The following is a 23,324-nucleotide window of genomic DNA, read 5'->3' on the forward strand; positions in this document are numbered from 1 at the left end:
TAAAGAAGCCAGTGCTCCCAAAATACAGCCTAGCCAATATGTACTGATGGGGTTGTCACATTGACCTGCGTTATGGCAAGCGCAGTATGTTGCCTTACACCAAAAGTAAACACTTATACCAGAAAATAGCAGCGCATTGAGTATCAGAAGTAACATGATTGAATGACCATTAAGCTTGATAAAGACAGTTTAGGGGATAGCATAATTAGAGTCAATGCAAATGAGAATTAATATCAAATGTGCTTTTGGCTTGGTTTTTTACCCAAAATGAAAACATTTTACCTGTTCGTGATTGAAAATTGTTCATTTAATTAGAGTTACATCTCTAATTTAAAGCTTTTTTTATGAGTTTTAGGTAGTGTGTCAGCGTTTTTAAAATGTGAATTTACACATGGGATTGAAAAATGTCTGTATTTAAGAAAACTGTTTTAGCATCCAGCTTGATGTTAGTTTCTTCGCATGCCTTTGCTGCTGCTTTTCAACTGGCTGAGCAAAATGTGTCAGGTCTAGGTCGTGCTTATGCTGGTGAAGCATCTGCCGCTGATGATGCGTCTGTTGTTGCACGCAATCCGGCTTTAATGAGTCAGTTTGATACTGCACAGGTCAGTATCGGTGCGATGTTCGTGGAGCCAGATGTCAGCTTACGTGGTACATCTACAAATAATGGCGTGTCTCCGAGTGCGTTAGATGAATCTAGTATTGCGCCAAACGCAATTGTACCTGCCGCCTATTTTACAACACCGCTCACAGATAAAGTTTCAGTGGGTATGGGTGTGTATTCTCAGTTTGGTTTGGCCACAGAGTTTGCAAATGATTACGCTGCTGGACAGCTTGCGGGTGAAACTGAAATTGTGACCGTCAATGCCAACCTAAGTGCATCTTATAAAGTGTCAGACGCACTGACTGTTGCTTTGGGCATCAATCATGTGTATGCCGATGCTAAGATTATTCGCACATTTGGGGCTTCTCCATTGCCGGTGCCAGCGCAGACCCAAGCGGTTCACTTGGAAGGGGATGACACGGGCTATGGCTGGAATCTTGGTTTAAGTTATCAACTGGATGACAACAGCCGCTTTGGTTTTCATTATCGTAGCGAAACAGATATTCGTTTTGATGGAGAGTTTAGTAATCAACTACCAGCCGGTGCGCCATTCTATGGAACGCAAGGTCAAGCTCTTCCAGGTTTTGTAGAGCTAACTTTGCCTGCGATTGCGGAGTTTTCTGGCTCTCATTTAGTTGATGAGCAAAATACGCTACATTATAGCGTGCTGTGGACCGGCTGGAGCAGTTTTAAAACGCTTGAGGCGCAAGTCGAAGGGCGTGGCACCGTATTTAGCAAAGATGAGAACTTCTCTAACTCGCTGCGTTATTCCGTGGGTATGGACCACCAGTATAGCGCTGAATTGAAATTGAGAGCGGGCATTGCGTATGACGAATCGCCAGCGGATGAATACCATTTATCTATCTCAATTCCTGATACCGATCGTATGTGGTATTCCCTAGGTGCTGAATACAGCTTTAGTAAGCACAGTTCAGTCGATTTCGGTCTAAGTATTTTACGCGGTAAAACTCAAAACTTTATTGAGAAAGATAACTTAGGTCAGGAATGGGGTTTTGAATCTAAAGGCCATGCAACGATTGTTGGTATGCAATATAACCTAAGCTTTTAATAGCGAGTTTAAACGGGTTAAACAACAATTAAAAAAGGGCACATCATGTGCCCTTTTTTGTGAAGCTTGAAAATTATAAGCTTTCTATTTTTGCTTTTTGCTCAAGTAGTTTCGCCTTAGCATCAGAGAACTCAGCAAGTTTCTCTTTCTCTTTAGCCAATACAGCCTCTGGGGCATTGCTGACAAACTTTTCGTTAGCAAGCTTTTTCTCTACCTGCTCTAGGCCCTTTTGTGCTTTTTCAAGCTGTTTTGCGATACGTGCGAGTTCGGCTTCAACATCTATCAAACCTGCCATTGGGATCATGATCTCCAGGTTGCCGATAAATGCGGTTGCACTTGCAGGCGCTTCATCCGCGCTGTCCAGCACTTGGAAGCTTTCAAGTTTCGCCAGCGCACTCAAGAACGCTTTGTTATCTTCTAAGCGACGCAAGTTTTGCTCGTCAGCTTTAGCCAATAACACGTTAAGTGGCTTGTTAGGGCTAATATCCATCTCACCACGGATATTACGAATAGCAAGAATAAATTGCTTCACCCATTCAAGGTCAGCCATCGCAGTTTCATCTACTTGGCTCTGATCAAACTCAGGGAAGCTTTCTAGCATGATGGTTTTCGCATCAATGTTTGCAAGCGGTGCCACACGCTTCCAGATTGTTTCCGTGATGTATGGCATAAGCGGGTGCATTAAACGTAATAGACCTTCTAATACCGTGATCAGAGTATGACGTGTGCCACGTTGCTGCGTTTCGTTACCTTTGAATAAAATCGGTTTCGTCAGCTCTAAGTACCAGTCACAGAATTGGTTCCATGTGAATTCATAGATAGTGTTTGCCGCTAAGTCGAAGCGGTAGTTATCTAAATGTTCACTGAAGGTTTTTACCGTGCTCTGGAACTGTCCTAAGATCCAACGATCTGCCAAAGAATATTCTTTAGCTGCGTCGTTAAAGCCACAATCTTGCTCTTCGGTATTCATCAGCACGTAACGACTTGCGTTCCATAGCTTGTTACAGAAGTTACGATAACCTTCCAGACGGTTCATATCCCAGTTGATGTCACGACCCGTTGACGCCATTGCCGCTAAAGTAAAGCGCAGTGCGTCGGTACCATGTGGCTCGATGCCTTCAGCAAAAGTTTTACGTGTATTTTTCTCAATCTTTTTCGCCAGTTGTGGCTGCATCATGTTACCAGTGCGCTTTTCAACGAGGCTTTCAAGATCGATACCATCGATCATATCGAGAGGATCAAGTACGTTACCCTTCGATTTTGACATCTTATCGCCATTTTCATCGCGAATAAGGCCGGTTACATATACCGTTTTAAAAGGCACTTGTGGCTTACCATTTTCATCTTTGATGAAGTGCATGGTCATCATGATCATACGCGCCACCCAGAAGAAAATAATATCAAAGCCCGTAACTAGCGTGTCAGACGGGTGGAAGACTTTCAAATCTTCCGTATTTTCAGGCCAACCTTGAGTTGAGAAAGTCCATAGTGCTGACGAGAACCAAGTATCCAATACGTCTTCGTCTTGGTTGAGAGCAACATCATCGGTAATATTATTGTCGCGGCGCACTTCTGCTTCATCGCGACCTACATATACATTGCCCTCGGCATCGTACCAAGCAGGGATACGGTGACCCCACCATAGTTGACGCGAGATACACCAATCTTGCACGTCACGCATCCAAGAGAAATACATGTTTTCGTACTGTTTCGGTACGAATTGGATCTCGCCATTTTCTACCGCTTCGGTGGCGACTTTAGCAAGCGGTGCAACACGTACATACCACTGATCGGTCAGTAGAGGCTCGATCACTACGCCTGAGCGGTCGCCATAAGGTACCGTTAAGCTGTGGTCGTCAATTTTTTCCAAAAGACCTGCTTGCTCAAACTCTGCAACGATTTGCTTACGCGCGTCAAAGCGATCTAATCCGTGGAAACGCTCTGGAATAGGTGCGTCTAATTCAAGTGGTTTGCCATCAAAAGTGTAGCTTTCACCTGAAGTTAAGATTGCCGCATCTTTATTGAATACGTTGATCATAGGTAGCTCATGACGCTTACCTACTTCGTTATCGTTAAAGTCGTGTGCAGGAGTGATCTTTACACAGCCTGTGCCTTTTTCCATATCTGCGTGCTCATCGGCAACGATTGGAATACGGCGATTAACGATAGGCAGTAAAATTTCTTTACCAATCAGGTTTTGATAACGCTCATCATCTGGGTTTACCGCAACACCGGTATCACCCAGCATGGTTTCTGGACGCGTGGTGGCAACCACGATGTAATCTTTGCCATCCAGTGTTTTAACGCCATCAGCAAGTGGATAACGCAAGTTCCACATGTGGCCTTGCTTATCTTTATTTTCAACTTCTAAATCTGAAATGGCGGTGTGTAATTTCGGGTCCCAGTTTACTAGGCGCTTACCACGATAGATCAGATCTTCTTTATGAAGGCGTACGAATACTTCTTTAACGGCTTCAGATAAACCTTCGTCCATAGTAAAACGTTCACGATCCCAGTCTACAGAGGCACCTAAACGACGAAGTTGTTTAGTGATGGTGCCGCCTGATTGGTTTTTCCATTGCCAAATTTTGTCTATAAAGGCATCACGGCCTAGGTCATGGCGAGTTTTGTTCTCTTCGGCTGCCAGCTTACGTTCTACCACCATTTGTGTGGCAATACCCGCGTGGTCAGTACCAACTTGCCATAAAGTATTGTTACCTTTCATGCGCTTATAACGAATAAGCGTGTCCATGATAGTATCTTGGAACGCGTGGCCCATGTGTAGGCTACCTGTGACATTTGGCGGTGGGATCATGATTGAATATGCATCGCCTTTGCCTGATGGCTTAAAATAGCCATTCTCTTCCCAGTCTTGGTATAAAGACTGCTCTATATCTTGTGGATTATAGGTTTTATCCATTTCACAGAACCTTAATAAATACTTTAACTTTCAATTTCTTTGGTTGAAATATTGGCACCAAGTTGGCGTAGATACTTAAACCGCTCTCTGGCTGCTTGTGTGGCTTGCGGCTCAGTTGGTACAAAATCAATCACTTGTGCAAAGCGACGAATAAAATCCGGCAGTTTGGTTGCAAGGTTGATAAGTACGGTGCGTCTGCCCACAGGGGGCGTTTGTCCAATTTCCACAGGAGCACCGCCTTTGGGGCCTTCTCCTTGCAAATTATGTGGTACAAAACTGTCAGCGTCGAAACACCATAAATGCTCGTCAATGACATGCGCATCGTCGAGCGATTCAACATAAATAAACACACGTTGACCAGCTCGATATTGCTTTGCGGCAATTTGAGCGGCGAGATCAAAATGAGCCGGTAAATTAGCGTCCGGCTCATTGTCATGCTTTAACACATTAAACTGTGCATTGATGGTCATGGCGTTGACTTCATTGTGGGCGGTTACGCCGTATTTCTACAGGCAAAACTCAGCGTTCAAAATAAACCCGCATTTTGACACATAAACCCCATGCCATCAATCAATGTAACGTGGTTAATCTTGCTGCGTATCGCTGGTATCGACTCTATTTAGCAAGTACTGAGTTAACATAGGTACAGGTCGCCCTGTGGCACCTTTGTTTTTACCGCTGCGCCAAGCCGTGCCGGCGATATCTAAGTGCGCCCAATTATATTTTTTGGTGAACTTAGATAAGAAACATGCTGCCGTGATAGTACCAGCTGCTCGACCACCTAAGTTGGTAAAATCCGCAAATGGGCTTTCAAGTTGTTCTTGATAATCATCCCAAAGCGGTAGTTGCCATGCGCGGTCGCCACTTTGCTCACCCGCTTTCAGCAAATCGTGAGCCAATGGGTTGTGATTGGACAATAGGCCAGTTGCATGCGCGCCCAGCGCAACAATGCATGCACCGGTTAATGTCGCTACATCCACTACGGTTTCTGGTTCAAATGCTTCGACATAGGTCAGCGCATCACACAGAACTAATCGGCCTTCTGCGTCGGTATTGAGCACTTCAACGGTTTGACCTGACATGGTCGTCAGAATATCGCCAGGGCGATAAGCGTTTGAGCTTGGCATGTTTTCACAGCCTGCCAGCACCCCGATTACGTTAATGGGTAATTGCATTTCCGCCAATGAACGCATTAAGCCTAATACGCCGGCGGCACCGCCCATGTCGTACTTCATTTCATCCATGGCTTCGCCTGGCTTGATAGAAATACCGCCTGAGTCAAAAGTCAGGCCTTTACCAACAAACACGATGGGGGCTTGATCATCAGCTCCACCGTTGTAGTGGATCACTGACATTACGGATTCATTGGCGCTGCCTCGACCTACCGCAAGGTAAGAATGCATGCCGAGTTCTTCCATTTCCTTTTCGCCGACTAAGTTAACCGACACATTGTCGAATTCTTCCAAAGACTTGGCTTGCTCGCCAAGATAGCGTGGGTTGCAAATATTCGGTGGCATATTCGCCACGTCTTTACACAGTTTGGCGCCTGAAGCGATAGCAAGACCATGTTCAATCGCGGTTTCGCCAATGGTAAGTTCACGACGTGTTGGTACGTTGAATACGATTTTACGCAGTGGACGGCGAGGATCGACTTTCTTACTTTTTAGTTGATTAAATGTGTATAAGCAATCTTGTGTTGTTTCAACAGCTTGACGTACTTTCCAATACGTATCGCGACCCTTGACGTGCTGCTCCGTTAAAAAGCAAACGGCTTCCATTGAACCCGTGTCATTTAATGTATTGATGGTTTTTGAGATAATTTGTTTATATTGCTTGTCATCTAGCTCACGTTCCTTACCGCAGCCAACTAACAAAACCCTTTCACTCAACACATTGGGTACGTGATGTAGCAATAGTACTTGTCCTGGTTTGCCTTCTAAATCACCACGACGTAATAAATTTGAGATGTAGCCATCACTGATTTTATCCAGCTGTTCACCGATTGGAGATAAACGACGCGGTTCGTATACACCGACGACAATACAGGCGCTGCGTTGCTTCTCTGGGCTACCACTTTTTACGCTGAATTCCATTGCGACTCCTGAGTCTAAGTTATGTCTTTTTGAACTTTATGCCTATGAGATTATCAATACCTAAATACGCTATTATATCTGGCGTGTAGGTATGCTAATTAAATTTGATGGCATATAATAAACTGACTAAAATAACCAGTTTACTCAAAATCTCCCACTATTCCAGTGAAACACGAAGTTTTATAGGGGCAAACATTGCTAATTTTTCGTTATTTAACCGCAGAGGTATTAAAATCACAGATCGCTGTGTTTCTGACATTGATGACGATTTTTCTCTCGCAGAAGTTTGTTCGGATTCTAAGTGATGCATCGGATGGTGATATTCCCGCACAGTTGGTGGCTTCCGTATTGTTGTTAAAACTCCCACAATTGGCTGTTTATATTCTGCCATTGAGTTTGTTTTTGGGCATTATTTTAGCTTATAGCCGTGTTTACGCAGACAGCGAAATGACGGTGCTTAGGGCGTGTGGCGTGAGTGAGTGGTATGTGGTTCGTGTTACTTTAGTTTCAAGTTTCTTCTTTGCACTCTTAGCTGGCGCCGTCAGTTTATATATTTCCCCATGGGCGTCAGAAAAAGAGTATCAGTTAAAAGAACGCGCAGAGGCAGAGTCCGGTTTATCGGCTTTGCGTGCTGGTCGTTTTCAACAAACCGGTAATGAAAAAGCAGTGGTATTTGTTCACAATATTTTGGAGCAAGGGACGGAGCTGGATAAAGTGTTTGTTGCTCAGTTGCCTAACAAAGACTCTAATCAAGCCGCGCGTATAGTTTATGCCCAAAAAGGGCGCGTGATAGAGCAAGAATCGGGTGAGCAACAATTGGTGCTGAATAATGGTAAGCGCTATGAAACCGATGGGCTCAGTCAGGCGCTCAACAAAACTGAGTTTTCGAGCTATCAGGTGCAAATTCGTGAGCAAGTGATTGAACATCAACGTAGAAAACTAGAAGCAATTCCAACCTTACAATTATTGGATATGGATACACCGGAAGCGGCGGCTCAGTTCCAATTGCGTTTGTCAGTGCCGATTTCGATTATGCTTCTTACTCTGCTTGCCGTGCCATTGAGTGTGGTTAACCCGCGACAAGGCAAGTTTGCTAAATTGGTGCCTGCTATTTCTTTGTATTTGGGTTATTTCATCTTGCTTAATGCAGGTAAGTTTTTGGTTGCAGAGGGAAAAATTCCGCCTGCAGTCGGGTTATGGTGGATCCATTTAAGCGTGTTGTTTATTGGTGCATACCTCATTGCAAAAGGACGTCCGTTTGGCGTTTGGGTTCGATCATTACTAACTAAGCGAGCGGCAGCAGCATGATGAGAACATTAGATTGGTACTTAGGTCGAAGTATATTGCAAACGACAGGGTTTGCACTGCTGGTGTTTGTCGGTATCAACACGCTGATCAAATATATTGAACAGCTTAAGTCAGTAGGTCGTGGCAGCTACGATATGGCGGATGCCATGTTATATACCTTGTACAGCATGCCTGGGGATATCGTGGTGTTTTTCCCAATGGCGGCACTGATCGGTGGATTAACGGGTCTTGGTGCACTTGCGTCGAGTAGTGAATTAGTCGTGATGCAAGCCGCGGGGATGTCTCGCTTACAAATTATTGGTTCTGTGATGAAAACGGCCATTGTATTGGCTTTATGTATGATGGCGTTGGGAGAGTGGGGCGTGCCGCAGGCTGAAAGAGCGGCTAAGCAATTGCGCAATAACGCTATTTTTGGTGGCGAAGTGTTCAATGCGCAACAAGGTGTATGGGCGAAAGACGGTAATAACTTCATTAATATTGGCAACATAGAAAAGTCGGGCGATCTCAAAAATGTCAGTATTTACCACTTTAATGATGAGCTTGAACTAACCAAAATGACCCGAGTGCTGCAAGGTAAAAGTGTGCCGCAAGGCTGGATTTTTAATGGTGTAGAAGAAGTGAATCTAGGTGATGACAAGATCTCGACATATTATCGCGAGTCACAGATCTACAATTCTCAACTCACCGCGGAAAAACTTGATGTGGTGTCTGTTGACCCAGAAGCGCTTTCCTTTAGAGGTATTTGGTCTTACTTATCGTATCTTGAGCAAAACGAACAAGATACCAGTAGCTATGATTTAGCGCTGTGGCGTAAGGTCATGCAACCTCTAACGATAGCGGTTATGCTGCTGGTGGCCTTGTCGTTCATTTTTGGTCCATTACGCTCAGTGAGCATGGGGGCACGTATTATCATGGGCGTGGTGACGGGGCTTGCTTTTCATCTGAGTAATGAAATATTTGGCCCAATAGTGATGGTTTATAACGTACCTGCAGCAATTGGCGCTGTGATGCCAAGCTTGTTGTTTATTGGAGTTGCCAGTTTTTTACTCAAACGTAATCGATAAACTTTTTGCCCAGTTTCTGTGAGACTGGGCGCAGTACATTTAGTCTAAGTTGTTGTAAACTTTTTTATTCTCTTCTTTTGATAACACGATAACACGTGTGTTGCATAATAAGTCTTGCAGCGCGCGGTGGTGTTTAAAATCCACAAGTACAAGCAGATTACCAAGGCCGCCTAGTGCAACGAGACTGCGAAGCATTGCTTTGGGCCATGAAAGCAGCTCACCTGAGTTAGTTTCAACCCGTAAGCGCCAGGCCCTCATACCGATCGTTTGTCCGCTTTTAGTCCAAAAATACGCAAAGAACACTAAACTGACCAACACCAACAACATTGCTCTGATGGCATAGAGAATTGGTGATGCTTGGATATAAGCTGACACATCAGGGTGTGCGCCAAGTTCTAGTATTCCTGTGGAGATAAAGCCTTGCACAATTAGCAAGTAAACAACCGTAGTGAGCATTGCGAATGCAATCACTACTAAGCCATCGTATATGAGAGAGGCAAATCGGCGGAAAAATCCAGCCGTTGGGAATTCAGACATTTATAAACTCTTCATTTTTAGCAATCAGATTAACTTATTCGTATTCTACACAAAGGTAGCAACAATGGCGAAAGCATTATAAACGGCAGTTTTATACGCGCTTTGTACAAATACCAAGCAGTTAACACGCTGACATAAAAAAACTACTTGCCGAGTTAAGCGATGTTTGTATAATGCAAAGCATAGAGACGAAGGCAGTATAAACAAAGCCCTAGCTCAAAGTGGTTTTTCTTTATTTTCTCTTGTTTAGAAGATGAAAGAAAAATTATGCCAGTGTGATGGAATTGGTAGACATGACGGATTCAAAATCCGTTGCCTTCGGGCGTGGCGGTTCAAGTCCGCCCACTGGTACCACTTTTTATAACCCTAACCAAATGGTTAGGGTTTTTTTATGTCCGTAATTTATTGCTAGTGTATTTGCGCATAAGCATAAGCGCTGCATCCGAGTTTCAAACAATACTGACTGGGATTGGTGGTACAGTAGAAAGCTATTTCGAGTTTTTCTTCTTTGATGTTGCTTACTTAACAATCCTAATAAAGTTATTAAGCGCTTAATCGCCATAATATTGGGCGGGACGTTATTTCATACCGACAGTAGTAATAGCTAGGTTGTACTTTAGGTGTCTAATAAAGTAACTGTGAATGTATGGCTTTTGAAAAATTGAAACGGCATAAACAATTTATTTAGGCTTGTATTTGACAGTTAGGCATGTGAACTTGCGTTCAGGTTACGGCGTGTTGAATAGATCTGGCCGTGTAATGAGTTGGCGTCCGCCTAAGACAAATCTATATAGCAGGTGATAACTATATAGATTTGCTTTTTGTCGGTAGTGTTTAGAAATCTGTGTCATTTCAGTATCATTAAGAAAACAGGAATGACACATGACCAAAGACTTCGATTTAGAACAAGCCATTAAAGCCCTTCAGTCAGGGCAAGATCTGACAGGCAAAGATGGCTTCTTAACCCCTCTTATCAAACAGATCACCGAAGCTGCCTTAAAAGCAGAGCTGGAACAGCACCTTGTAGATGACGAGCAGCCTAACCGTAAAAATGGTTCTAGTAAGAAAACCGTTAAGTCTTCAGTGGGCACTTTCGAACTGGATACCCCGCGTGACCGTGCAGGCTCATTTGAGCCAAAGCTAGTTAAGAAAAACCAGACTAAGTTAACTGATGAGATCGACCGCAAGATCTTATCCATGTTTTCGCTTGGCATGAGCTATCGTGATATCCGCGGCCATGTTGAAGATATGTATGGCATTGACGTTTCTGAGGCTACCATCACAGGCGTTACCGACTGTTTGATACCCGAATTGAAAGAATGGCAGCAACGACCATTAGATGCGCTCTATCCGTTCGTCTGGCTTGATGCTATCCACTACAAAATTAAGGAAGATGGCCGCTATGTCAGCAAAGCGGTGTACACGATCTTAGGCTTAAACGTCGAAGGTAAGAAGGAGCTGCTTGGCCTGTACCTATCTGAGTCAGAAGGCGCGAACTACTGGCTATCTGTACTAACGGATCTGCATAACCGTGGCGTTGAAGATATCCTGATCGCCTGCGTGGATGGGCTGACAGGCTTCCCTGAAGCTATTGCAACCATTTACCCAAATACAGAAGTTCAGCAATGCGTTATTCACCAGATCCGCAACTCTATGAAGTACGTCGCTTCCAAGCATCAAAAGGAGTTCATGGCTGATCTAAAACCAGTTTACCGCGCTGTGAGCAAAGAAGCAGCAGAGATAGAACTTGAGCGTTTAGAGTCCAAATGGGGGCAACATTACCCGATAGTGCTCCGTTCTTGGCGAAACAAATGGGCAAACCTGTCCGTTTATTTTAAGTATCCAGAGTACGTTCGCAAGGCCATCTATACCACGAACGCTATCGAGGCTGTACATCGCCAGTTCCGTAAGCTGGCCAAGACTAAAGGCGGCTTCCCAAACGAAAACAGCTTGCTTAAGCTACTGTATGCTGGGATATTGAATGCTTCTAAGAAATGGACAATGCCAATTCAAAACTGGAATATGACATTGTCTCAACTGGCGATTCATTTTGATGGGCGCTTGGATGATGTCTTAGATATCTAGCCAAAATTAGCTGACACAGAATTCTGAACGCCCTCTTTTTGTCTTAGATGGTTGAACAGTGGATTTTTGGTTTACTCATTATAAGCTGTATTTAAATCTAATTCAGCGAAAGCAGTTCGATAAAAGCAGTTCCTGCAGGCATATGGCACTCGCTCTCCTCCCCAACTCTGAGTCCAAGAATTGATTGGGCTAAAGGAGTTGTGTAAGCAATTTTACCAGCTTTGACATCTGACTCACCGTAACCCGTTATTTCCCAGCTTTCCGTTCGCTCTTCGCCTGAACTAGGAAAGTAGATACTCAACTTTACCAAAGAGCCAATACAAGCCCTTGATTGCTTTTGTTTGTCTACCTCGATGATTTTTGCCGATCGAATTACATCTTGTAACTCCTTAATCTCTGCATTTTTGTTTGCTTCAAGTTGCTGAAGGCGATTAAAGTGAGGGTTGTCATGCCAACCATCACCAGATAGGTCATGGGCTACTTTTCGCTCATTGCAGATCTCTCTATATTCTTCCTCTTTTTTTGCAAGTTGATTCTTATGAGCTCTTAAACCTTCATGAGTCATGTAATAGTTCACCTTTAGCCTCCTGTATGTAGATCAATTTGTAAATTTCAGCGAGAGCTTCTTTAAGCTCTTCAATGGATAGAGGTTTAGGGTTTAGTTCGGGTTTTATGTCTTTAGTACGTACTAAGCAGTTAAACTTCTTTGTTGATTTTGATTGAAACATTAGAGTCGCGGCTGGGCTTCCGTTGGTACCAACGACTTTGTGCATTTGTCCTGGGTACATGCTGTAGAAATCTCCTTTGGTTTGTGACACCCCTGAAACTTTGCGTAAGTATATTTCACCAATATCTAAAGCTTCTTTTCCTGATTTAAGGTCCTTTCTGTATATGCTGCATGGGTAGCTTTGAGAACCCAAGGAACTATCTTCTTCATAGATTTCACTATTGAGAGTCCCACATAATATTTGGCTGTGTAAGGGCCATGCGTGGCAATGAACATTTTCTTCGCTACTTCCGCTCCCATTCCAGTAATGAAGTCTGAGTTTCGTATCACCTATCTGGCATAGGACTATTTTTAAGAAATTATTACCATGGAGGTATGACCGGCTTGCTATCGTAGTGAGCAGCTTCTCTACATAGCCTTCTGCAAAATCTGAAGGAGTGATGCCAAGCAGTAATTCGATAAGTTCCTTAAGTAAGTCCTCAGAAATAGTTTTGATTCCTGATTTTATAAGCTTTTCAGCGATGGCTTTGTTACAGCCAGTAGATGCTGAATACAGTATGTTGTGAACTTGCTCTAATTCATGTTTTTTATGCTCGGAAATTGATTTTCCTGGTTTTGTGTCTCTAATTACCATTTTAAATTCCTTCAAAAAAGATTAAATTACAAAACGATGAACCTTGTGATGTTTTCGAACGGTTTGTAAACATCACAATTTGAATTTAGAGTAAGTTGAAATGGGTGTCAACAAGTTTTTTTTTGTGATATCATCATACCGTTTTTGAAATGGTGTGATGTTTTTGTTTTTTTTGATGTGTTTTTTTGCAAATTCATCATGAGTTTTATAAAGTCTCACTTAAATTATGTTTGGTCGGTACTAAAAATGTCTGAAAGTTTGCTGCATGAATACCTGAGAAAAAACCCTGTTAGAAAGACCGCAATAGAAGCGAAAGTTTCAACAGCGACGATCACTAGAATTCTTGACCCTGAGCCTGTAGGGAAAAAAAATGAATGGCTAAATAAAGAGAATATTGAAAAGTGGACTTTGCGTAAGAAAAAGGGGTTTGCTCAGTCAATCATAAAGCTATGTAATTATGCAAGAATTGATGCCATAGATGAGCTAAGCCATTATTCACTTGGCTTCTCGAATGATGAGCTTAAAAAAATAGTCAGAGATGTTGAACAAGAGTTGTTAGTTGACAACGAGTCACTCAATAGTTTAAGAGTGGGTTTATGCACATGGGAACCGTTTTACGATGATAAAGTATGTGAAAATACATGGGCATACAGATACGTTGAGCGCTTAGTAAAAACAATAAAGCCAGACCTTGAATTGGAAACTGAATCTGTAGAGGATTTAGGAAAATCCATAAAGCAATTACAGAAAGATGAAAGAAAGTCCAAAGAGCACCTTGACCTTATTTTTGGTTTGTATGAAACGCCATCAAGAATTTTTGAAGGAGTGGATTTTGTGCCCTTACCAGGTTTGGAAATAAAGCTTGGTGCATTGTGTCCGGCAAAAAAAATTACGACTTGGGAGCATCTTTTTGAAGCATTTGGTGCCCAAAATGAAAATATTAAACCGCTTGTAATTAAAGATGATGTAAGTTACTCATTTGTAGCTGGCGCTTGCGGGGTTCGATATGATGATGGAGATTGCTTTCTTGATACGTTTGAGCTGGAAGAGTTAGCAGAGAAATACATTACATACAACCTAAACTACTTTAATGGAGATTCTGAAGTATTCCATCCTTTGATTGTTGAGAAAGGTACGCTCAAAGGTGTGCTGAATCACTTAAGAACAAGAGATAAAAGCTTTGATATTTATTCAAGCTACAGTGAATTGGGTTTAAAAAATTTAAAAGAGTCATACCGCACAGGGTATTTCGATTGTAAAACAGCACCTAGTTACAGAGTAGGCATAGCTGTGAGCCAGAAAAGCGAGAAGTTAAAGCCTGATATACTGGATTATTGCCAAAGGCATGAGTTGTTTAACAATGCATTAAGTATTACTGCAGGTGCATATATGAATTTATTATGTCGAGATGTAAAAACTAATATGGAAGCTGTTAGTTTAACTAGAACAGCTTCAAACTTTCCAAAGGAATATTGGCTACGTATGTTGGAAAGGTTGTATCTTTTAGACGGAAACTCTGAATTAATTAAGCCTGATTATAAAGAATACGTCGCTAAAGTTAAGCTTTATTTTGTGGATAAATTGGAAAATCAGTTGAACATGATAAACAATCCAGAGCTAAAAAAAGTTATTGAAAGCCTTAAATCTAATTAGAGAGTAAAGAAAAATGAAAATTATATTCTTCAGAATAGCCTTGCTACTACTTACCTTTAGTTTGACCGGATGTGGTCAAGCTGGTAGCACGAATGCAAACAAAAAACAGTCTGCATATGAGAGAGTGATTGAAACACAAGAGCTTAAAGTTGGCTACGTGCCATACCCTCCAGGTTTAATAAAGGACCCAAATACAGGGGAGCTATCCGGTATATTTTATGACACGCTTGAGTCTATAGGTAAATCGATGGGAATTAAGGTTCGTTGGGTAGAAGAGGTTACCTGGGGAACTATGATTGAAGGACTTAAATCAAATCGGTATGACGTAATAGGTTCACCTGTTTGGGCTAATTCGACTCGAGGAAAGGTTGCAGATTTCACTAATCCATTATATTTGTCGGGAATTGGAGCTTATGTAAGAAAAAGCGACTCGCGATTTGAAGAGGGCCTCACACGCATAAATGATAAGAGTGTTAAGGTATCAACAATAGATGGTGAAATGTCGAAAATAATTGCAGATAGTGACTTCCCATTAGCGGCTCAAGTTGCACTTCCTCAATTAAGTGATGTATCTCAGATGTTGTTGGAAGTTGAAACGAGTAAAGCTGATGTGACTTTTGTTGAGCCTTATCTCGCAAATATATATATCAAAGGTAATGATAGTGACTTAGTTAACATTGCGGAAAAAAATCCAATTAGAATTTTTGCTAATAGTTATATGATAAATAAAAGCGAAAATGACTTAAAATCGATGTTGAATATAGCTATTGATGAACAAATAAATTCGGGGAATGTAGAAAGGTTGCTTGTAAAATATACGGGAACAACGTCTAGTTTTTATCTGCCAGCTAAGCCGTACCTGATAAGGTAGCAAAGTAGAAAATGATAGATATAATACTTCAATATCATGAAGCTTACTTTAGAGGGCTTGTGGGAACTCTTAAGTTAGCAGGCGCTACTTGGCTCATTGGGTTGCTTTTGGGTTCTTTCATTGGTGCAATTAGCTTCTTTGGAAAAGTTGTTATATCAAATGTAATAAAGTTATTGAGTCTAATAGTATCTGCATCGCCAGTTGTTGTTCTATTGTTTTGGTTTCATTATCCAGCTCAAGCAATTTTTCAGGTGGCAGTAGATCCATTCTATACATCTTTATATGTACTTTCCTTTATAAATGTGGTTTCTGTAGCAGTAATTGTTGAGCATGGATTTTCTCAAGTTCACAGAGGTTTTTTGGAAGTTGCTGACTGCTACGGGGTCACAAAAAAACAAATAGTTATAAAAATATTATTACCTATGGTATTGCGGAATATACTCCCATCTATTTTGACCGCACAGCTAGCAGTTCTCCATATGACTATTTTTGCTAGTTTGATATCTTTTGAGGAGTTATTTAGAGTGTCCCAGCAAATTAACTCTGTAATATATAAACCTGTTGAGGTTTATAGTATTTTAGCAATATTTTTTCTGGTAATTAGTATCCCAATTACGTTAATTTCAAACAGGTTGAAGGGGTCAAAATTTGTTGAGGAAAATTAGTGATTAAGTTAGATTCCGTATCAATAAAACTTGATTCGAAGTTGATTTTGAGCGATATCACCTTAGAAATTAAACCCGGTGAGATTGTGTGCCTCTTAGGGCCGAACGGTTCAGGGAAGACAACTTTACTTAGAGCAATAAGTGGAGTTATTGGGCTTTGTTCAGGCTTTATAGATGTGAGTCCAGGTGTCAGATTAATACCTGTTTTTCAGGGAGGCTATTTATGGCCTCATTTGACTTCTCTACAAAATCTAGAGCTTGTTGTAGCAAACTTGGACATAACAGAGCAGGAAAAATTAGGGAGAATAGAACATATAATAAGACGCTTTAATCTTATATCACTCATTAATAAGTACCCTCATGAAATGTCAGGCGGAGAAAAGCAGCGAGTTGCGATTGCTAGGGCGATAGTCCTTGGACCAGATATATTACTTTTGGATGAAATAACATCAGCATTAGACGTGGAGCAAATAAGGTTTGTTGCAGATGTTTTGTTGGAGTTGAAAGGCAGTGGTGTAGGAATCTTGTTCATAACTCATCATATTGGACTTGCGGAAAAAATATCTGATCGTTATGTTTTTATTGACAGGCAGCGGGTAATTGTGACAGGACTGACCTCCGAGTTAAGGCAGAGTGAAAGTGAGCGGTTAAATACTTTCTTGGAGTATGCGTAATTACTATGTCGAACATTTATGGTGACGAAACAATAGGTAATTACCTACACGTGAAAACACTAATACCTCATTATGATAAATATTTATCTAGAATGTGTGAGCTGGTTTCAATCAATTGTGGCGATATCAATGGGGCAAAGCTAGTCGATTTGGGGTGTGGGCCTTGCTTTTTACTGGAAAAACTTACAGAGGAAGTTGATAACGTTGAACTTATAGGGGTCGATAGCTCAATTGGTTTTAAAGAAGCATTTCTCACAAGAAATAAAGCGGGTTTTAGCTTCGTATCGGAAGATATATATTCTTGGTTATGTGCTCAAGAAAGTGAATCGATTGATTTTGTTTGCTCCAGTTGGGTGTTTCATAACTGGGATAGTGATTACCGGAAGTTGGTTTTTAAGGAGCTCGGAAGAGTTATTAAGCTCAATGGGTTGCTAATAAATGCAGACAAAATACAAAATAATGACGAAACTAATAATAATAAGGCGTTAATGCTGCAAATGGAGTTGTTTTTTAAGCATCTAAAAGATATACCGCAAGCACTTGAATCATGGGTTTTACACTACATTAAAGATGAAAAACCCGGTGTACGTTTCACTAAGCGTGAAAACCAGGCTCTGCATACCGAAGTGGGATTGTCACCGCCATTATATATTGAAAGTGATACAATGGATTGTCTGTCCATATCTAAAAAGTTACATGCAAAACCATAATCACAAGCATTTTATATTTAACTGAGCTAAAATGAGCGGTTATAACTTATGTTGCTTTGTTAATGGGCGCGTCTGAACGTGATTAGCAAAGACACATAATATTCGACATTATTCGGTATTTACGGGGTTTATTGTATGTCAGATAAGTGCTATATCACCGCACAGCAGTTGCTTGAAGATTCGTTTCGCCTAGCAGCACAAGTATATGATGATGGTTTCCGTCCAGACTTTATTATAGGTATTTGGCGAGGAGGGGCGCCGATTGGCATCGCGGTGCAAGAATATTATGACTACAAAGGGATTGAAACGGATCACATAGCTGTGCGAACGTCTTCTTATTACGGTATCGGTAAGCAATCAAAAGAAATTAAAGTGCACGGTTTGCACTATATTATTGAAAACGCCAATGCGGGAGATTCGCTGCTGGTCGTTGATGATGTATTTGACTCTGGTCGCAGTATTTATGCGTTAAAAGAAAAGCTCGCTGAGCTAATGCGCTTAAATTTACCAAAAGATATTCGTGTTGCTTGTCCGTACTACAAGCCAAAGAATAAGAAGGTGCCAATGACGCCGGATTACTTTATTCATGAGTCAGATGAATGGTTAGTATTCCCGCATGAGCTTTCTGGGTTGACGCCAGATGAGATCATTGAAGGTAAATCTGACTTACGCAATATTCACGATTTGTTGCTCAAGTAAGCAATCAAATTCAAAATAAGCTGACTTCTCAAGTCAGCTTATTTACACCTGCGCAAAGCTATCTACAAAATCAGACAAAGCATCTAAATCAACAGGTTTTAAACCTTCACTACTTCTCACGATCAGCCCTTTTTCAACCAGCTCGGTCACTACGCGCCTATATGCACGTTCTGTTGTGGCAAAGCGCTCGGCTTCGGCATTGACTGTAGGGTAAGCCCGCAACAAGGTAGGGTTGTTATTTTCTGCTCGAAGCAAGCAATCTTTAGCAATGTTGTAGCTTAAAGGCAGTAGCAGCTTATCTAAGTTTATCTTTTGGTTTTCTGCAAACTTAGCAGCGATGGTTTGTGCGGTATACAAACTAAGCGCTGGCTGGTCGAGTAATAATTGTCGCCAGTGCTTTAATTCGATCAGGTTATATAGTACTTCGCTCAAGCAAGTAACCGTGTAAATACAAGGTTGATTGTTAAGCGCTTCTATTTCGCCAATAAGCGTATTATTACAATCTAGTTGGCCCAATAATAATCGACGCCCATTTCCCACATCATAACTGAATGAAACAGTACCACTGCGAACCAAAATTAACTTAGTTAACGGTTCGTCCTGGTGAATTAATACTTCTTTTTTGCTGTGCGTAAACGCGTTACCAGCGAAGCTTAATAACTGCTCAACGAGGTTAGTTGAAAAATGATATTGAAACATCTAGATAGCTCTTCGGACATTTGTCCTATTTATTGATATTGAATAAAGATAGCATGAAGACATTGATTTTACGCTAACTCACACCTGCTATTGAGGTTTTCCTCGTTTAGCCCCCATCCCGTGTTAGAGCTTACTAGGGTACTAATTTAAAGGGGTTTGTGAGTTAGTTTTTTTCTTCTAGGCTATATCTTATACCTGTCGTTTTCACGACCCACTATGCTAACTCAACTCACAGGAGAGAACAAATGACTTGGGAATATTTAGGTTATATTGCCTCAGTTTTTTAGTTATCTCACTGATGATGAGTAATGTGGTTAAATTACTTTGGTTTAATTTAACCGGTTGCGTCTGCTTTACCGTTTACGGCGTAATGATACAAGTATGGCCAGTGGCACTCACCAATGGCCTTTTAGCGGTGGTAAATATATATCACTTGTATAAGTCTACACCGTACCAAGTAACGCGCTGTCTAAGCGCGATTGATTATGGGTGTTGGTAGACTAGGTTGCCTGCCAGCCAAGTTTGCAACACCTCGATGTCGTCAATTTCAGCACTTGGAACAGCAAAATAATCTCTATCGATTAAGATAAAATCAGCCCACTTACCTTGTTCTAAACTACCCACTTTATGTTCTTGAAATGCCGCGTAAGCAGCATCAAGCGTAAAAGCGATGAGTGCTTGTTCCTTACTTAACTGTTCTTGGGCGCGCCAGCCGCCATCGGGTTGTTGTGTGCGAGACATCCGAGTTACGGCTGCGTATAGTCCGTGAAATGGATTTGCCAATTCCACTGGAAAGTCTGAGCCTGCGGCGATTTTACTGCCTTGTTTTAAAAATGTTTGCCATGCGTAAGCGCCACGTAATTGTTTTCCATCTAAACGTTTTTCTGCCATATGCATATCAGAGGTTGCATGCACCGGTTGCATGGATGGGATGATGGCCAGTTGTTTGAAACGGGGGATATCATCTGGGTGCACAATCTGCGCATGCTCTATTCTATTACGCAGTAATTTACCGCCGACTTGCTTAAACATGTTCTCGTAGCTATCGAGTACAATTCGGTTGGCTCTGTCACCAATGGCATGGGTGTGCGCGCTATAGCCGCTTTTGAATGCTTGTTTAAGAAGGCTTTCTAACTGGTTTTGCGTCTCCAGCATGAGGCCTTTGTAGTTGGGTCTATCGTGGTAGTCATCAAGCAAAGCTGCGCCACGACTTCCCAAAGCGCCATCGGCATAAATTTTAATACTACGAATGAGGAGCATGTCATCTTTTTCTTTGATCACTCCCTGTTTTAACATTTGTGGTAAGTGTGTATCGGTGGCACTGAGCATGGCATAAATTCTAACAGGAAGCGCTTGTTGCTGAGCGCGCGCTTGATAAAGCTGCCACGTATCAAACTCTATGCCAGCGTCATGCGCTGAAGTAATGCCTAAACTGAGCAAGTGTTCCCCTGCTTTATTTAATGCGCGTTGTCTCGCGGTATCGGATTGTGGAGGAATATGGCTTTTTATGAGCTGTTCAGCTTTGTCAATAAATACGCCACTTGGCGCTTTATTCGCAAGCCTAATAATTTCACCGCCTTCAGGCGCTTGAATCTTATTGTCGATGCCAGCCAGTGCCATAGCTTTGCTATTGACCCATATAGCATGGCCATCAACGCGAGTAAGGACAACAGGGCGATCATTGACATATTTATCTAAGTCTTTAGCCGTTGGAAATTGTTTGTTTGGCCACAAAGTTTGATCCCAGCCTCGGCCAATAAGCCATCCATCTGGCGTTTGCTTGGCATATGCTTGCAGTTTTTCACCAACGGCTTGGATCGATTCGCTTCCGCGTACATCCAAGCGCAGCAAGTTATTACCCAAGCCGATTACGTGACCATGGGCATCGATAAGGCCAGGTAGCATGGTTTTACCTTGGCCATCGATTTTAGTCGCTTTAGGAAATTGCGCCAAAATAGAGTCATCACCGATTTTGACCACCTTACCATTTTTGAATACCAAGGTTGAAAATGAGTCTATATTCCCTTGTAGTGTTGGGGTGTAACCTTTGACGTTAAATATGGCGGTTGTTTGTGCTTGCGTAATAGCACTGAGAAAAAGCACCGCACAGGCTAGAGCTTTCATTGTGTTGTCCCTGTTTGTTATTATGCTGAAGATTTCACAATAACTTAGTTTGATTACTATCTCAAACTAATGAATCTTAAGCTCTTTTGTTTTTAAATAGGGAACTTTTATGCAGTTATTTATGGTGTATTTAGGGGGACGAGTCACAGGCTGTCACATAGAAATGCACGACGTTCGTTTTGTCATAGGGGAAAAAATAGAAGATTGCTATCAGAAGTTGAAAGCGCAATGGGTGGGTGACAAAGCAAATGTGCATATGGACTCCTATGTTGTGATAAAACACGCGGATGGATTTGACGTGAAACTTGTCCACGAAAAACCAGCAACACCACATAAGCTTTATTTTGTGAATATGGGCGCGTATGTGCCTGAGCGTTTGGCCGAGCAACATGATTTTGCGTTGTTTGTGGCTAAAGATGAATTTGAAGCCAAAGAAAAAGCGAAGCAAGCGCTGCTTGGCGGGATGAGTCACTTACACAAAGATAATTTGCATGATGTGGATGATTGTTTTGCGATTGATTTGTTAGACGAGCAGTACTTCATCGAACTAACGCCCAGCGGTAATACGCAAGAAATCAAACCAGATTGGTTTGGCTATCACATTCTTTAAGGCGAAAAGGCATTTATTCTTGTTTATCAGCCTTAATGGCTAACTTGATGGCAACCAACACAATCGCAAACATAATAAATGGTAAGGCTGCCAACGCGTATTTTGCAACGTGACTATCTTGGTAATTAGGTTGCAAGATAAAGTGACCACCAATACACAACAAGATAGTCACAAAAAGCAAAGGAAGCATGATCAACTCTTTACGTTTGGAGTGTGCTTTCATTGTTGTTCCTCATTTCAATTGGCAGACGTTAGATAAATGAGTTTGCCTTGTTACCACATTTAAAATATTGATACCGATCACGTTGCAGCGATTCGTGTCGTTGCTTAACTCATTGCGGCGCGATTTTAGCATCGACTGAAGTGATGAACAAAATTAACTTGTGCTATTTATTGTCTTTGTTATAACGGTTTTTTTATCTGTGAGAATGAGTAATGGCACAACAGACAATTGTTATAAAACTGGGCACGAGTGTATTAACCGCAGGTGAGATACATTTAAACAAACCCAGAATGGTAGAATTGGTACGCCAGTGTGCGGCGCTCAAAAAACAAGGCCATCAAATTGTTTTAGTTTCCAGTGGTGCCGTTGCGGCCGGTCGCTCACAGTTAGCAAAGCCTTGTGGTGACTCAATCTCTGAAAAACAAATGCTCGCCGCGATTGGGCAAGGGCAACTGATCCATCTTTGGCAAACGTTATTTGCATTGTATGACATTCCCGTCGCGCAAATGCTCCTTACCCGGGCCGACGTAGAACATCGAGAGCGCTATCTCACCGCCAGAGATACACTCACGCAATTGCTCAAGCATCAAGTTGTGCCCATCATCAACGAGAATGATGCGGTCGCAACCGCCGAAATAAAAGTAGGTGATAATGATAATTTATCAGCAATGGTGGCGATTTTAGCAAACGCCAGCAAACTCGTTTTGCTAACCGATCAAGTGGGCTTGTTTACAGCCGATCCCCGCACCAATCCACAAGCCGAGCTGATTTCTCAAGTACACAAAATTGATGATGATTTACGGGCTCTGGCTGGGGGCAGTGGTACATCTTTAGGCACAGGTGGAATGGCAACCAAACTTCAAGCCGCTGACATTGCTCAACGTGCAGGCATTGAAACGGTCATCGCCAAGGGGAGTGAAGCCGATATCATTCTGAAAGTTATGAATAAAGAAGCGCAAAGCACCACCTTTATGCGATTTGATGCCCCCTTGGAAGGACGTAAAAAGTGGTTATTGTCTGCACCTAAATCAACCGGCACTATCACTGTGGATGACGGAGCCTGTGAGGCGTTGGTTACGCAAGGTGCTAGCCTACTCGCCAAAGGGATCACTTACGTCGCAGGAAGTTTTACGCGCGGTGATTTGGTGAGTGTGATCAACAAACAAGGGCAGTTGGTTGCAAAAGGACTATGTTGTTTTTCGGATGACGAGCTACAAGCGATTAAAGGTCACCATAGTTCACAAATTGCCGAAGCGCTAGGCTATCAAGCATCAAACGTTGTTGTTCATCGTGATGATATGGTTTTGTTTTAAGCGACAGTTTAGCTTAAGTTTTCATGCAAAATGAGTGAGTTAGTC

The 23,324-nt window shown here is 42.0% G+C and carries 21 protein-coding genes, 1 tRNA gene and 1 pseudogene; 14 read left to right on the plus strand and 9 right to left on the minus strand.

Going from position 1 to position 23,324, the window contains the following annotated elements:
- Window positions 1–404: 404 nt before the first annotated feature.
- Window positions 405–1,670 carry an outer membrane protein transport protein gene (locus tag AC5FX4_RS05520; protein ID WP_493605472.1) on the plus strand — a complete coding sequence of 422 codons (1,266 nt, stop codon included), beginning with the start codon at window positions 405–407 and terminating at the stop codon, window positions 1,668–1,670.
- A 73-nt stretch (window positions 1,671–1,743) separates the two neighbouring features.
- On the opposite strand, the gene AC5FX4_RS05525 is transcribed toward AC5FX4_RS05520, so the two are convergent.
- From AC5FX4_RS05525 to pepA, 3 genes are all read right to left on the minus strand, one after another.
- The gene (locus tag AC5FX4_RS05525; RefSeq protein WP_493605473.1) at window positions 1,744–4,590 is read right to left on the minus strand and encodes a valine--tRNA ligase; all 2,847 of its coding nucleotides are present in this window, start codon (window positions 4,588–4,590) and stop codon (window positions 1,744–1,746) included.
- Between the two features lie 23 nt (window positions 4,591–4,613).
- Window positions 4,614–5,060 (minus strand): DNA polymerase III subunit chi, encoded by a 447-nt coding sequence (locus AC5FX4_RS05530; RefSeq protein ID WP_493605474.1) that lies wholly within the window; start codon window positions 5,058–5,060, stop codon window positions 4,614–4,616.
- A gap of 114 nt (window positions 5,061–5,174) precedes the next feature.
- Window positions 5,175–6,683: a leucyl aminopeptidase gene (gene pepA, locus AC5FX4_RS05535; RefSeq protein ID WP_493605475.1), complete on the minus strand. Its 1,509-nt coding sequence runs from the start codon at window positions 6,681–6,683 to the stop codon at window positions 5,175–5,177.
- Window positions 6,684–6,878: 195 nt separating this feature from the next.
- On the opposite strand from pepA, the gene lptF reads away from it, so the two are divergent.
- Window positions 6,879–7,991: an LPS export ABC transporter permease LptF gene (lptF, locus tag AC5FX4_RS05540; protein ID WP_493605476.1), complete on the plus strand. Its 1,113-nt coding sequence runs from the start codon at window positions 6,879–6,881 to the stop codon at window positions 7,989–7,991.
- Window positions 7,988–9,055, plus strand: coding sequence for an LPS export ABC transporter permease LptG (lptG, locus tag AC5FX4_RS05545; protein WP_493605477.1), 1,068 nt, complete (start codon window positions 7,988–7,990; stop codon window positions 9,053–9,055). Before lptF ends, lptG begins: the two co-directional genes overlap by 4 nt.
- A gap of 39 nt (window positions 9,056–9,094) precedes the next feature.
- Here lptG and AC5FX4_RS05550 read toward each other — a convergent pair whose 3' ends face one another.
- Window positions 9,095–9,592, minus strand: coding sequence for an RDD family protein (locus AC5FX4_RS05550; protein ID WP_493605478.1), 498 nt, complete (start codon window positions 9,590–9,592; stop codon window positions 9,095–9,097).
- A 269-nt stretch (window positions 9,593–9,861) separates the two neighbouring features.
- On the opposite strand from AC5FX4_RS05550, the gene AC5FX4_RS05555 reads away from it, so the two are divergent.
- Together AC5FX4_RS05555 and AC5FX4_RS05560 are read left to right on the plus strand one after the other, a co-directional pair.
- Window positions 9,862–9,946, plus strand: a tRNA-Leu gene (locus tag AC5FX4_RS05555).
- A gap of 528 nt (window positions 9,947–10,474) precedes the next feature.
- The gene (locus AC5FX4_RS05560; protein WP_493605479.1) at window positions 10,475–11,677 is read left to right on the plus strand and encodes an IS256 family transposase; all 1,203 of its coding nucleotides are present in this window, start codon (window positions 10,475–10,477) and stop codon (window positions 11,675–11,677) included.
- Between the two features lie 97 nt (window positions 11,678–11,774).
- On the opposite strand, the gene AC5FX4_RS05565 is transcribed toward AC5FX4_RS05560, so the two are convergent.
- Window positions 11,775–12,242 carry a GreA/GreB family elongation factor gene (locus tag AC5FX4_RS05565; protein WP_493605480.1) on the minus strand — a complete coding sequence of 156 codons (468 nt, stop codon included), beginning with the start codon at window positions 12,240–12,242 and terminating at the stop codon, window positions 11,775–11,777.
- Window positions 12,232–13,038, minus strand: coding sequence for a hypothetical protein (locus AC5FX4_RS05570; protein WP_493605481.1), 807 nt, complete (start codon window positions 13,036–13,038; stop codon window positions 12,232–12,234). Before AC5FX4_RS05570 ends, AC5FX4_RS05565 begins: the two co-directional genes overlap by 11 nt.
- Window positions 13,039–13,236: 198 nt before the next feature.
- Here AC5FX4_RS05570 and AC5FX4_RS05575 point away from each other — a divergent pair, with 198 nt between their 5' ends.
- The 6 genes from AC5FX4_RS05575 (at window position 13,237) to AC5FX4_RS05600 (ending at window position 18,310) form a co-directional block, all read left to right on the plus strand.
- Window positions 13,237–14,691 carry a hypothetical protein gene (locus AC5FX4_RS05575; protein WP_493605482.1) on the plus strand — a complete coding sequence of 485 codons (1,455 nt, stop codon included), beginning with the start codon at window positions 13,237–13,239 and terminating at the stop codon, window positions 14,689–14,691.
- 13 nt (window positions 14,692–14,704) lie between these two features.
- Complete coding sequence (locus tag AC5FX4_RS05580; protein ID WP_493605483.1) at window positions 14,705–15,562, plus strand: transporter substrate-binding domain-containing protein; 858 nt, start codon at window positions 14,705–14,707, stop codon at window positions 15,560–15,562.
- 11 nt (window positions 15,563–15,573) lie between these two features.
- Window positions 15,574–16,227: an ABC transporter permease subunit gene (locus tag AC5FX4_RS05585; protein ID WP_493605484.1), complete on the plus strand. Its 654-nt coding sequence runs from the start codon at window positions 15,574–15,576 to the stop codon at window positions 16,225–16,227.
- A complete protein-coding gene (locus AC5FX4_RS05590) occupies window positions 16,227–16,901 on the plus strand; it encodes an ATP-binding cassette domain-containing protein (protein WP_493605485.1) in 675 nt (224 codons plus the stop codon). The genes AC5FX4_RS05585 and AC5FX4_RS05590 overlap by 1 nt, the downstream gene beginning before the upstream one ends.
- 50 nt (window positions 16,902–16,951) lie before the next feature.
- On the plus strand, window positions 16,952–17,611 hold the full coding sequence (locus tag AC5FX4_RS05595; RefSeq protein WP_493605486.1) for a class I SAM-dependent methyltransferase: 660 nt from the start codon (window positions 16,952–16,954) through the stop codon (window positions 17,609–17,611).
- Window positions 17,612–17,746: 135 nt separating this feature from the next.
- On the plus strand, window positions 17,747–18,310 hold the full coding sequence (locus AC5FX4_RS05600; RefSeq protein WP_493605487.1) for a phosphoribosyltransferase: 564 nt from the start codon (window positions 17,747–17,749) through the stop codon (window positions 18,308–18,310).
- 42 nt (window positions 18,311–18,352) lie between these two features.
- Here AC5FX4_RS05600 and AC5FX4_RS05605 read toward each other — a convergent pair whose 3' ends face one another.
- The gene (locus AC5FX4_RS05605) at window positions 18,353–19,009 is read right to left on the minus strand and encodes a Crp/Fnr family transcriptional regulator (protein WP_493605488.1); all 657 of its coding nucleotides are present in this window, start codon (window positions 19,007–19,009) and stop codon (window positions 18,353–18,355) included.
- A gap of 245 nt (window positions 19,010–19,254) precedes the next feature.
- On the opposite strand from AC5FX4_RS05605, the pseudogene AC5FX4_RS05610 reads away from it, so the two are divergent.
- Window positions 19,255–19,508 (plus strand): annotated as a pseudogene (locus tag AC5FX4_RS05610) (uroporphyrinogen decarboxylase).
- Here the strand turns inward: AC5FX4_RS05610 and AC5FX4_RS05615 are convergent.
- Window positions 19,493–21,133, minus strand: a complete 1,641-nt coding sequence (locus AC5FX4_RS05615; protein WP_493605489.1) for an amidohydrolase — start codon at window positions 21,131–21,133, stop codon at window positions 19,493–19,495. The pseudogene AC5FX4_RS05610 and the gene AC5FX4_RS05615 sit on opposite strands and share 16 nt — an antisense overlap.
- A gap of 109 nt (window positions 21,134–21,242) precedes the next feature.
- On the opposite strand from AC5FX4_RS05615, the gene AC5FX4_RS05620 reads away from it, so the two are divergent.
- Window positions 21,243–21,743, plus strand: a complete 501-nt coding sequence (locus AC5FX4_RS05620) for a DUF1543 domain-containing protein (RefSeq protein ID WP_493605490.1) — start codon at window positions 21,243–21,245, stop codon at window positions 21,741–21,743.
- A 13-nt stretch (window positions 21,744–21,756) separates the two neighbouring features.
- Here AC5FX4_RS05620 and AC5FX4_RS05625 read toward each other — a convergent pair whose 3' ends face one another.
- Entirely contained in the window at window positions 21,757–21,966 is a 210-nt protein-coding gene (locus AC5FX4_RS05625; protein ID WP_493605491.1) for a hypothetical protein, read from the minus strand.
- A gap of 212 nt (window positions 21,967–22,178) precedes the next feature.
- Between AC5FX4_RS05625 and proB the strand changes: the two genes are divergently transcribed.
- Window positions 22,179–23,279 carry a glutamate 5-kinase gene (gene proB, locus AC5FX4_RS05630; protein ID WP_493605492.1) on the plus strand — a complete coding sequence of 367 codons (1,101 nt, stop codon included), beginning with the start codon at window positions 22,179–22,181 and terminating at the stop codon, window positions 23,277–23,279.
- Window positions 23,280–23,324 lie beyond the last annotated feature (45 nt).

It is taken from the genome of Pseudoalteromonas sp. ATL1, assembly GCF_058933015.1.

What these genes read in the sequence shown, in the direction of transcription:
- AC5FX4_RS05620 (WP_493605490.1), top strand. Translation starts at nt 21,243, where the DNA reads ATGCAGTTATTTATGGTGTATTTAGGGGGACGAGTCACAGGCTGTCAC.
- proB (WP_493605492.1), top strand. Translation starts at nt 22,179, where the DNA reads ATGGCACAACAGACAATTGTTATAAAACTGGGCACGAGTGTATTAACC.
- AC5FX4_RS05525 (WP_493605473.1), bottom strand. Translation starts at nt 4,590, where the DNA reads ATGGATAAAACCTATAATCCACAAGATATAGAGCAGTCTTTATACCAA.
- AC5FX4_RS05570 (WP_493605481.1), bottom strand. Translation starts at nt 13,038, where the DNA reads ATGGTAATTAGAGACACAAAACCAGGAAAATCAATTTCCGAGCATAAA.
- AC5FX4_RS05560 (WP_493605479.1), top strand. Translation starts at nt 10,475, where the DNA reads ATGACCAAAGACTTCGATTTAGAACAAGCCATTAAAGCCCTTCAGTCA.
- pepA (WP_493605475.1), bottom strand. Translation starts at nt 6,683, where the DNA reads ATGGAATTCAGCGTAAAAAGTGGTAGCCCAGAGAAGCAACGCAGCGCC.
- AC5FX4_RS05575 (WP_493605482.1), top strand. Translation starts at nt 13,237, where the DNA reads ATGAGTTTTATAAAGTCTCACTTAAATTATGTTTGGTCGGTACTAAAA.
- AC5FX4_RS05580 (WP_493605483.1), top strand. Translation starts at nt 14,705, where the DNA reads ATGAAAATTATATTCTTCAGAATAGCCTTGCTACTACTTACCTTTAGT.
- AC5FX4_RS05585 (WP_493605484.1), top strand. Translation starts at nt 15,574, where the DNA reads ATGATAGATATAATACTTCAATATCATGAAGCTTACTTTAGAGGGCTT.
- AC5FX4_RS05550 (WP_493605478.1), bottom strand. Translation starts at nt 9,592, where the DNA reads ATGTCTGAATTCCCAACGGCTGGATTTTTCCGCCGATTTGCCTCTCTC.
- AC5FX4_RS05520 (WP_493605472.1), top strand. Translation starts at nt 405, where the DNA reads ATGTCTGTATTTAAGAAAACTGTTTTAGCATCCAGCTTGATGTTAGTT.
- AC5FX4_RS05565 (WP_493605480.1), bottom strand. Translation starts at nt 12,242, where the DNA reads ATGACTCATGAAGGTTTAAGAGCTCATAAGAATCAACTTGCAAAAAAA.
- AC5FX4_RS05615 (WP_493605489.1), bottom strand. Translation starts at nt 21,133, where the DNA reads ATGAAAGCTCTAGCCTGTGCGGTGCTTTTTCTCAGTGCTATTACGCAA.
- AC5FX4_RS05605 (WP_493605488.1), bottom strand. Translation starts at nt 19,009, where the DNA reads ATGTTTCAATATCATTTTTCAACTAACCTCGTTGAGCAGTTATTAAGC.
- AC5FX4_RS05530 (WP_493605474.1), bottom strand. Translation starts at nt 5,060, where the DNA reads ATGACCATCAATGCACAGTTTAATGTGTTAAAGCATGACAATGAGCCG.
- lptG (WP_493605477.1), top strand. Translation starts at nt 7,988, where the DNA reads ATGATGAGAACATTAGATTGGTACTTAGGTCGAAGTATATTGCAAACG.
- AC5FX4_RS05600 (WP_493605487.1), top strand. Translation starts at nt 17,747, where the DNA reads ATGTCAGATAAGTGCTATATCACCGCACAGCAGTTGCTTGAAGATTCG.
- AC5FX4_RS05625 (WP_493605491.1), bottom strand. Translation starts at nt 21,966, where the DNA reads ATGAAAGCACACTCCAAACGTAAAGAGTTGATCATGCTTCCTTTGCTT.